This window comes from Bradyrhizobium sp. LeoA1Lang, assembly GCF_055413685.1.
On sequence record NZ_JBVAPG010000237.1, the window covers coordinates 1 to 9,219 of the forward strand.

The following is a 9,219-nucleotide window of genomic DNA, read 5'->3' on the forward strand; positions in this document are numbered from 1 at the left end:
ATCGTGCCACAATGGCCGGCGGTGGGCGTGCTCTTGGTCGATGCTTGCATCAGACTCTCCGATGGTTCGAGTGTGGAAACCCAAACCTACCGGAAAGGGCGCGCTCACCGCCCCATGGAATCTACGAATTGAGAGCACCGCCGCATGCCCGAATCCGACGTTCCAAAACCCTCGCACATCGCGCTCCTCGGAGTTCCCATCGAGATCGGCGCCGCGCAGGCCGGCACGCTGATGGGGCCGGCGGCGCTGCGCACCGCCGGGATCGCGCGCGTCCTGGAGCAATTGGAGCTTCGCGTCGACGACCACGGTGATCTCTCCATTCCCGCGGTGGTCTCGGACGGGCCGGTGCCTGCAAATACGAAGTTCTATGAGGAGGTGAAGACCTGGATCCGCCTGCTCTCCGAGCGCGCCTACTGGCTGGCGCAATCGGGCGCGGTGCCGATCTTCATGGGCGGCGATCATTCGCTCTCGATGGGGTCGATCAATGGGGTTGCGCGCTTCTGGCAGGAGAAGGGCCGGCCGCTGTTCGCTCTGTGGGTCGACGCGCATGCCGACTACAACACGCCCGACACGACAATCACCGGCAACATGCACGGCATGTCGGCCGCTTTTCTCTGCGGCGAGCCAGGGCTCGACAACCTGCTCGGCGGCCTGCCGCGCGCCTCGATTACACCTGATCAGCTCGACCTGATCGGCACCCGTTCGGTCGACCCGCTGGAGCGCAAGCTGTTGCGCGAACGTCGCGTCGCCATCGCCGACATGCGCGCCATCGACGAATTCGGCGTCGCCGTGCTGATCCGCCGCGTGATCGATCGCGTCAAGGCGAGGAACGGCGTGCTGCATGTCTCGTTCGACGTCGATTTCCTCGATCCTTCGGTCGCGCCCGGCGTCGGCACCACGGTGCCGGGTGGCGCAACCTACCGCGAGGCGCACCTGATCATGGAGCTGTTGCACGATTCCGGACTGGTGCGCTCGGTCGACATCGTCGAGCTCAATCCCTTCCTCGACGAGCGCGGCCGTACCGCACGTGTTGTCGTGGAGTTGATCGGCAGCCTGTTCGGGCTGCAGATCACCGACCGCCCGACACCGACCAACGCGGTGCTGCCGGATTGATATGGGCGAATAGCGAATAGGGAATGGCGAATAGAGGCGATTGCTGACCTAATTCGCTACTCGCCATTCGCTATTCGCCCTTTCACGTATCCTGCGTCGCGTTGCCGGTGACGAGCGTCGTATTGCCCGACACAGGATCGGTGATGACGTTCTTCACCTGCGCATTGCCTTGCGAGGCGAGCGTGAACTTGGTGTCGCCGATGCGGAACGAATTGTCCTTGATCAGCACCTGCTGATACTGAACGGTCGCGCCGCTCCGGTATTTCACCTGGGCGCGGAATCCGTTCACCTGCGAAATGCTGAACTGGAATTTCTGGCCGTTCGAATAGGTGCCGTCCCAGGTGCCCTGGTAGCTCGCGGGATCGACATTGACATAGGGCGTATTGGAAGGCGTCGAGAGCGACGCCGAGGCGTAGGAATTCTGAAGAATACTCATGATGTCGCCCATCGCGCCCGCCGTGCTCCGTTGATCGAGATGCACGAGTTACGAACCGAAGGCGGTTAACGGGCGCTTGCGAAGTGTTTCCGGATGTTGCTGGCTGCGATGCAGACACGTTCCGGAACAGAAAAAGGGCGACCGCGGGTCGCCCTTTTTGTTCGAGGAAATCTGAGACTATTCGGCCGCGAGCTTCACGTCCGGCGCGGCGGCGCGGACTTCGGCGTCGACCTTGCTCTCGAACTTGGCGAAGTTCTTCTGGAACATGCCGACCAATGCGCGGGCAGTCTTGTCGAACTCGACCTTGTCCTTCCAGGTGTTCACCGGATTGAGGATCTCGCTCGGCACGCCCGGCAGCGCGGTCGGCACTGCGAAACCGAAATATTCGTCGGTGCGGAATTCGACATTGCGCAAGCTGCCATCGAGCGCCGCGGTGAGCAGCGCGCGCGTGACCTTGATCGGCATGCGCGAGCCTACGCCATACTTGCCGCCGGTCCAGCCGGTGTTGACCAGCCAGCAATCGACATTGTGCTGGGCGATCAGGTCACGCAGCATGTTGCCATAGACGGAAGGATCGAGCGGCAGGAACGGCGAGCCGAAGCAGGTAGAGAATTCCGGCTGCGGCTCGGAGCCGAGGCCGCGCTCGGTGCCCGCGACCTTCGCGGTGTAGCCGGACAGGAAGTGATACATCGCCTGCGCCGGTGAGAGCTTCGCGATCGGCGGCAGCACGCCGAAGGCATCGGCCGCCAGCATCACGACGTTCTTCGGATGCGGCGCGCGGCCGGTGCGCGAGGCGTTGGGAATGAAGTCGAGCGGATAGGCGGAACGGGTGTTCTCGGTCTTCGAGCCATCGTCGAAGTCGACCTCGCGGGTATCCTCGTCGAGCACGCAGTTCTCGAGCACCGCGCCGAAGCGCTTGCTCGCGGCATAGATCTGCGGCTCGGCTTCCTTCGACAGCTTGATGCACTTGGCGTAGCAGCCGCCCTCGAAATTGAAGACGCCCTCCGGACCCCAGCCATGTTCGTCATCGCCGATCAGCGTGCGGTTGGGATCGGCCGACAGCGTCGTCTTGCCGGTACCCGAGAGGCCGAAGAAGATCGCGCTGTCGCCCTTTGATCCGACATTGGCCGAGCAGTGCATCGGCATCACGCCGCGCGCGGGCAGATAATAGTTGAGCGTGGTGAAGACCGACTTCTTCATCTCGCCGGCATAATAAGACCCGCCGATCAGGACGATCTTGCGGGCGAAATCGATCGCGACAACGTTCTCCGAGCGCACGCCGTGACGTTTGGGATCGGCGCGGAAGCTCGGCATGTCGATGATGGTGAGCTCAGGCACGAAGCTTGCGAGCTCGATCGCCTCGGGGCGGATCAGGAGTGTGCGGATGAACAGCGAATGCCAGGCGAGTTCGGTGAACACGCGTGTCTTGATCCGATAGGTCGGATCGGCGCCGCCATAGAGATCCTGCGCGAACAGCGCCTTGCCTTCGGCGTGTTTGAGGAAATCCTGATAGAGCGCTTCGAACTGCTCTGATGTGATCGACTGATTGCCGGCCCACCACATGTTCTTGTCGGTGGTCGCGTCGCGAACGGTGAACTTGTCCTTCGGGCTGCGGCCCGTGAATTCGCCCGTGTCCGCGCAGAGCGCGCCATCGGCCGAGAGCACGGCCTCGCCTGCCGCAAGCGAATATTGATAGAGCTGCGGCGCGCGAAGATTCCAATGCACGCGCTTGAGATTTTTTAAGCCGAATTTGTCGGCGCCAAAGGCACCGTTGTACACGCCCGTGTTTTGCACGAAGAACCTCCTCGAACCCGCGTTTCCCATTGCGCGAATGTCGCTAAACGCGCTCAGTCGCGGTGACCTTTTCCAACAACAAATATAGCCCGAAGGCCCCGGTCCAGCGACCTCATAATGGGGCAATCAGAGCTTGCCAAGCTAGTCCCCGAATTTTGGTTTATTCCAAGGCATCCGCTCCCATGTGGTTCAAGCATTTGCTGCAGCGCAAGGCGGCTTTCTTGCCCATGGATCGCGCGACGATCCGCCGCGATCAATCCATGGCCGACATCTTTGCGATGCACAATTAGTGCCATCGAACACGCCGCGCGGTTGTCCATCAACGCGTAGAATACCCGATATGCAGTTTGCGGAGATTGAGACATCGGCCTTGTCGCCGGCAATGCCGTTGCACTTGGATCGCACGATCCAATCGGCGATGGGAATTGATTGCACGGCCTCACTCAACGTCGACACGCCATCGTTCGAATTCGACGGCCGTTAAGAATGCGCAGCGCGCGCAAACGTTCCGCGTCGTTGCGCATAAGAAGCATGATGCCAAGCGCGTTGACGACGGCGCTCTCATGATCATGCGCTGCGACGCCGCGCCGCTCGCGCTTACCCTTTTGCGCGCGCATCGCCAGCGAGCCGAACCAGCATCTTGCGCAGCTCCGCAGCATTGCGCACGCGCTCTGGAAATTCCAGCCGCAGCGTCCGCTTGCCCGCCTGCATGTCCATGCCCTCGGGGTCGCAGCCTGTGCAGCGCCAGTCGGCGCTCTCTGCCCCGAGCAGCCGGGTCGCATAAAGGTCCATGGGGTCGCGGTGAGCCTTGTTCATATGCTCGACGGCCTCAGCTTCAGCCTCCAGCCACCCCTCCGTCCCAGCCAGATCGGTCAGGAACTGTTCGGGCCTGAGATCGACGATCCGGCCGAAGCCCGCAACGAGATGGGTGGCCGAGGGGGCGATCCGGAAGAAGGAGAAATCCTTAAATTCCACAAAGGCTTCCGCGGATGGATGGGCAGCGAGGTAGCGGCGGCGCAGGAGGGCTGCGGCGTCGCCTTCCGCCTGTTCCGCCCGGCCCGCCAGCATGATCCGGGACCCCTCCAGCGGGTCGCCTTCGGCCCGCTCGTCCAGCATCAGCGATACCCGGGGGTCGGCGAGCAGGTTCCTGGTATGGACCGCCAGGCGGGACAGCAGCAGTATCGGGGAACCGTCCGGGTGGCTCGCGACATTGACCAGGGAACAATAGGGATCACCGGTTTTCGGCATCAGCGTCGCCAAGGCGCCTTGCCGGCTCCTCCGGAGCAGGGAACGAGCCAGTCTGGCGGGGTCAAAATCAGCGGTCGGTTGCATCGAAATTACCTAGTAATTGTCTGGCCATGTGGTTGCACTTCGGGGCTTTTTTCGGGTAAACGGGCTTTAGACGGGTCGGACGCGTCCGCGGGGGGCGAGGCGTTTGGCGGAACTCGGTCACACTTCAGCCCACGTTGCATTGCTCGCTGACCGAGTCCGAAGCCCAATTATGCGGCGCATCACCGGAATGCTCGCCGTTTCAGCCAACTGGAAAACTGAAAGCAGGCTCATGCCCACAATCGCCCTGGTCGACGACGACCGCAACATTCTCACCTCTGTCTCGATAGCGTTGGAAGCCGAAGGCTACCGCATCATGACATACACGGATGGTGCGTCGGCGCTCGATGGCTTCCGCACCTCGCCACCGGATCTGGCGATCCTCGACATCAAGATGCCGCGCATGGACGGCATGGAGACTCTGCGGCGGCTCAGACAAAAATCCGATCTGCCTGTGATCTTTCTGACCTCCAAGGATGAAGAGATCGACGAATTGTTCGGCCTCAAAATGGGCGCCGACGATTTCATCCGCAAACCATTCTCGCAGCGCCTTTTGGTCGAGCGCGTGAAGGCCGTGCTCCGCCGCGGCCAGCCCAAGGATCCGACCGCCGCTCCAAAGGAGCCGGACACGCGCGCGCTCGATCGCGGCCTGCTCAGGATGGACCCGGAGCGCCACACCTGCACCTGGAAGAACGAGCCGGTGACGCTGACGGTCACCGAATTCTTGATCCTGCAGGCACTGGCGACGCGGCCCGGCGTGGTGAAGAGCCGCAATGCGCTGATGGACGCCGCCTATGACGACCAGGTCTATGTCGACGATCGCACCATCGACAGCCACATCAAGCGGCTGCGCAAGAAGTTCAAGGTGGTCGACGAGGATTTCGAGATGATCGAAACCTTGTACGGCGTGGGGTATCGCTTCAAGGAAGCCTGATCCGCGGCGAAAGCTCCGCTTTGTTAACTGACACGGTCCGAACCTATGGGGTAGGGTGCGGACCCAATAACGTGCATGATAACACCCCTCGTCAACGAACCGGCAGTCCTGCCAGTGCTTGATCGAACGCAGCCCGACCCAGCCCAGACCGTCGAGGACGCCCAGGCGCTCCTCGAGCAGGACCAGTTTGCCGACAAGGCGACGGCAAAGCGCTGGCGGCCGCTGGACTGGCTGAGTCGCGCCGGGCAGTTCTTCTTCGCGCTGTCCTTCTCGAGCCTGACCCGCCGCATCGTCTCGCTGAATCTCGCGGGCCTGGTCGCGCTCGTCGCCAGCATCCTTTACCTCTCGCAATTCCGCGCCGGCCTGATCGACGCGCGCGCCCAGAGCCTTCTGGTACAGGCCGAGATCATCGCCGGCGCCATCGCGGCCTCCGCTACCGTCGAGACCAACACCATCACCATCGATCCGGAGCGGCTGCTCGACCTCAAGCCCGGCGAAAGCTACGGCGTGCCGGACGAATATTCCGACTTCCCGATCAATCCCGAACGCGTCGCGCCGGTGCTGCGGCGGCTGATCTCGCCGACCAAGACGCGCGCCCGTATCTTCGATCGCGAGGGCGGATTGATCCTCGACAGCCGCAGCCTCTATGGCAAGGGCGACGTGTTCAGGATCGAGCTGCCGCCGCCGAACGCCGAGAAGCCGGGATTCGCCGAGCGGACCACGATCGCGATCCGCACCTGGCTGAACCGCGGCGATCTGCCGCTCTATCGCGAGCTCGGCCCGGAGAACGGCACCGGCTACCAGGAGGTCGCGCAGTCCTTGAACGGCCAGAAGAGCAGCATGGTGCGCGTCAACGATCGCGGCGAGGTGATCGTCTCGGTCGCCGTCCCCGTGCAGCGCTTCCGCGCCGTGCATGGCGCCTTGATGCTCTCCACCCAGGGCGACGACATCGACCAGATGGTGACCGCCGAGCGGCTGGCGATCCTCAAGGTCGGCGGCGTCGCCGCGGCCGTGATGATCGTGCTGTCGCTCCTGCTTGCGAGCACAATTGCCGGCCCGGTGCGGCGGCTTGCCGATGGCGCTGAAAGAGTCCGCCGCCGCATCCAGACCCGCGTCGAGATTCCCGACTTCAGCCGCCGCCGCGACGAGATCGGCCATCTCTCCGGCGCGCTGCGCGACATGACCGACGCGCTCTACAGCCGGATCGAGGCGATCGAGATGTTCGCCGCCGACGTCGCCCACGAGCTGAAGAACCCGCTGACGTCGCTGCGCTCGGCGGTGGAGACGCTGCCCTTGGCGCGCGCCGAAAGCAGCCGCTCCCGCCTGCTCGCCGTGATCGAGCACGACGTCAGGCGGCTCGACCGGCTGATCTCCGACATCTCCGATGCGAGCCGGCTCGATGCCGAGCTGCAGCGCCAGGACATGGCGCCGGTCGATCTGCGCCGCCTGCTGACGACGCTGACCTCGGTCGCCAACGAGACCAAGCTCGGCCACGACGTCGCGGTCGAAGCCCGCTTCGAGGGCCGCGGTCCGACCGACACCTTCGCGGTGCCCGGCCACGACTCGCGGCTGGGCCAAGTGATCTCCAACCTGCTCTCCAACGCGCAATCGTTCTCGCAACCGGGCGACAAGGTGCGCATCGTCTGCCGCCGCGTGCGCTCGGAGATCGAGATCGTGGTCGACGACGACGGCCCCGGCATCGGCGAGGACGCGCTGGAGCGCATCTTCGAGCGCTTCTACACCGACCGGCCGCACCAGGGCTTCGGCCAGAATTCCGGACTGGGGCTGTCGATCTCCAAGCAGATCATCGAGGCGCATAACGGACGCATCTGGGCCGAGAACCGGCCCGGTCCCGCTGATGCCGACGGCAAGCCAACGGTCGCTGGCGCGCGCTTCGTGGTCAGGCTGCCGGCGCCATGAGCGCCAGCGTGCATGCATCCGCAGTGCTGGTGGGAGAACGCGCGGTGCTGATCCGCGGCCCGTCCGGTTCCGGCAAGTCGTGCCTCGCCTTCGATCTGATCCTCGCCGGCCGCTCTGGACAGCTTCCGCCGGCCGTCTTGGTCGGCGATGACCGTGTCTATCTCGACACAGCCGGCAAAGAATTGCTGATACGGCCGGTCGCGGAATTGGCCGGGCTGATCGAGATTCGCGGGCTCGGCATCCGCCGCGTTGAGTACACACATGAGGCAATCGTCGGGCTGGTGGTCGATCTCGCCGCCGGCGATGCCGAGCGCCTGCCGCCGCCGGAAGCGCTGCAGACCGAGATAAACGGTGTTTTTTTACCGCGAATCCCCGTCGGGATAGGCTTTTCACCCCTGCTACTGGTTGTCGCAGCATTGACGACAACTGAAAGTTCATGTTCCCGTAATCTCGCGGACGATTGCTTGGGGCAAATCGGTAACCATATCAGCCGCAATATGGCCACTGAATAGACCGGTGCAGACCCGTATTTCTCCGCCCCCAAATTCCGGGAGATAGCCAAGATGCCCTCTTGCGCGGGGCCTCTGGATGGTCAAAGTGGCGCGTTCGTGCGGTGCACCAAGAAGCACCCGCGAGGAGTTTCCGATGATTGGTCTAGTGCTTGTGACCCACGGGCGCCTTGCCGACGAATTCAAGGCAGCGCTCGAACACGTAATGGGCCCACAAAAACAAATTGAAGCAATTACGATCGGAGCCGAAGACGACGCCGATCTATGTCGCAGCGACATCATCGAAGCGGTCAACCGCGTCGATAGCGGCGACGGCGTTGCGATCCTCACCGACATGTTCGGCGGCACGCCGTCGAACCTCGCGATCTCGTGCATGAGCCGGCCCAAGGTCGAAGTGCTCGCAGGCATCAATCTTCCGATGCTGGTGAAGCTCGCGAAGGTTCGCGAAGAGCGGTCGCTGCCCGATGCGATCGCGATGGCCCAGGAAGCGGGCCGCAAATACGTCACCATTGCCAGCCGCGTCCTTGCCGGCAAATGAGCGCCGAGGGCTCGGGCGAAAACGAAGTCGGCCCGACGGTTCCGGCGGGCGCGATCTCCCGTGAACTCCAGATCGTCAACAAGCGCGGCCTGCACGCGCGCGCTTCCGCCAAATTCGTGCAGATGGTCGAGCGCTTCGAGGCCGAGGTCTGGGTGACGCGCGGCAGCGAGACCGTCGGCGGCACCTCGATCATGGGCCTGATGATGCTCGCCGCCGGCCCCGGAACGTCAGTCATCGTCTCCGCCACCGGCCCCGAAGCCGAAGCCGCTCTCGACGCCATCGCCGAACTCGTCGCCAGCAAGTTCAACGAAGAAGGCGTGTAGGCGCGGTCCAATGCCTGCTCTGTAGGATGGTAGAGCGGAGCGAAACCCATCGCGATGGAGTAAGCCGCGCAAATGATGGGTTTCGCTCCGCTCTACCCATCCTACGATTCTCGCTGTCGTCCCACGAAGGCGGGGACCCATAACCACAGGGAGGCGTTGTGGCGCGAGCGAGTGGTTGCAGCGGAGCACATCACATCTCCCTGTGGTTGATGGGGTGGACGGCCCCCTACGGCATCAGTTGTGCCAGAATGAGGTTGTCGAAATCTCAAACGAGGGAGCCGTCCGTGACGCAGATTATCCGCATTGGAATGGATACGTCGAAG

At 63.3% G+C, this 9,219-nt stretch carries 9 protein-coding genes; 6 read left to right on the plus strand and 3 right to left on the minus strand.

Going from position 1 to position 9,219, the window contains the following annotated elements:
• The first annotated feature begins 144 nt into the window (after positions 1-144).
• Complete coding sequence (gene rocF / locus ACZYOF_RS40030; RefSeq protein WP_130582319.1) at positions 145-1,113, plus strand: arginase; 969 nt, start codon at positions 145-147, stop codon at positions 1,111-1,113.
• An 82-nt stretch (positions 1,114-1,195) separates the two neighbouring features.
• Here the strand turns inward: rocF and ACZYOF_RS40035 are convergent, their stop codons facing one another.
• From ACZYOF_RS40035 to ACZYOF_RS40045, 3 genes are all read right to left on the minus strand, one after another.
• Positions 1,196-1,561, minus strand: coding sequence for a hypothetical protein (locus ACZYOF_RS40035; protein WP_463719188.1), 366 nt, complete (start codon positions 1,559-1,561; stop codon positions 1,196-1,198).
• Between the two features lie 165 nt (positions 1,562-1,726).
• The gene (locus ACZYOF_RS40040) at positions 1,727-3,343 is read right to left on the minus strand and encodes a phosphoenolpyruvate carboxykinase (protein ID WP_130582321.1); all 1,617 of its coding nucleotides are present in this window, start codon (positions 3,341-3,343) and stop codon (positions 1,727-1,729) included.
• 597 nt (positions 3,344-3,940) lie between these two features.
• Positions 3,941-4,675, minus strand: coding sequence for a HugZ family pyridoxamine 5'-phosphate oxidase (locus ACZYOF_RS40045; RefSeq protein WP_130582322.1), 735 nt, complete (start codon positions 4,673-4,675; stop codon positions 3,941-3,943).
• A gap of 229 nt (positions 4,676-4,904) precedes the next feature.
• On the opposite strand from ACZYOF_RS40045, the gene ACZYOF_RS40050 reads away from it, so the two are divergent.
• The 5 genes from ACZYOF_RS40050 (at position 4,905) to ACZYOF_RS40070 (ending at position 8,896) form a co-directional block, all read left to right on the plus strand.
• Entirely contained in the window at positions 4,905-5,606 is a 702-nt protein-coding gene (locus ACZYOF_RS40050; protein WP_027579989.1) for a response regulator transcription factor, read from the plus strand.
• A 114-nt stretch (positions 5,607-5,720) separates the two neighbouring features.
• Complete coding sequence (locus ACZYOF_RS40055; RefSeq protein ID WP_463719189.1) at positions 5,721-7,526, plus strand: stimulus-sensing domain-containing protein; 1,806 nt, start codon at positions 5,721-5,723, stop codon at positions 7,524-7,526.
• Positions 7,523-8,038 carry an HPr kinase/phosphorylase gene (locus ACZYOF_RS40060; protein WP_463719190.1) on the plus strand — a complete coding sequence of 172 codons (516 nt, stop codon included), beginning with the start codon at positions 7,523-7,525 and terminating at the stop codon, positions 8,036-8,038. The genes ACZYOF_RS40055 and ACZYOF_RS40060 overlap by 4 nt, the downstream gene beginning before the upstream one ends.
• Before the next feature lie 133 nt (positions 8,039-8,171).
• Positions 8,172-8,573 carry a PTS sugar transporter subunit IIA gene (locus ACZYOF_RS40065; protein ID WP_027579987.1) on the plus strand — a complete coding sequence of 134 codons (402 nt, stop codon included), beginning with the start codon at positions 8,172-8,174 and terminating at the stop codon, positions 8,571-8,573.
• Positions 8,570-8,896, plus strand: a complete 327-nt coding sequence (locus tag ACZYOF_RS40070) for an HPr family phosphocarrier protein (protein ID WP_130582325.1) — start codon at positions 8,570-8,572, stop codon at positions 8,894-8,896. Before ACZYOF_RS40065 ends, ACZYOF_RS40070 begins: the two co-directional genes overlap by 4 nt.
• Positions 8,897-9,219 lie beyond the last annotated feature (323 nt).

What these genes read in the sequence shown, in the direction of transcription:
- rocF (WP_130582319.1), top strand. Translation starts at nt 145, where the DNA reads ATGCCCGAATCCGACGTTCCAAAACCCTCGCACATCGCGCTCCTCGGA.
- ACZYOF_RS40035 (WP_463719188.1), bottom strand. Translation starts at nt 1,561, where the DNA reads ATGGGCGACATCATGAGTATTCTTCAGAATTCCTACGCCTCGGCGTCG.
- ACZYOF_RS40045 (WP_130582322.1), bottom strand. Translation starts at nt 4,675, where the DNA reads ATGCAACCGACCGCTGATTTTGACCCCGCCAGACTGGCTCGTTCCCTG.
- ACZYOF_RS40050 (WP_027579989.1), top strand. Translation starts at nt 4,905, where the DNA reads ATGCCCACAATCGCCCTGGTCGACGACGACCGCAACATTCTCACCTCT.
- ACZYOF_RS40060 (WP_463719190.1), top strand. Translation starts at nt 7,523, where the DNA reads ATGAGCGCCAGCGTGCATGCATCCGCAGTGCTGGTGGGAGAACGCGCG.
- ACZYOF_RS40065 (WP_027579987.1), top strand. Translation starts at nt 8,172, where the DNA reads ATGATTGGTCTAGTGCTTGTGACCCACGGGCGCCTTGCCGACGAATTC.
- ACZYOF_RS40070 (WP_130582325.1), top strand. Translation starts at nt 8,570, where the DNA reads ATGAGCGCCGAGGGCTCGGGCGAAAACGAAGTCGGCCCGACGGTTCCG.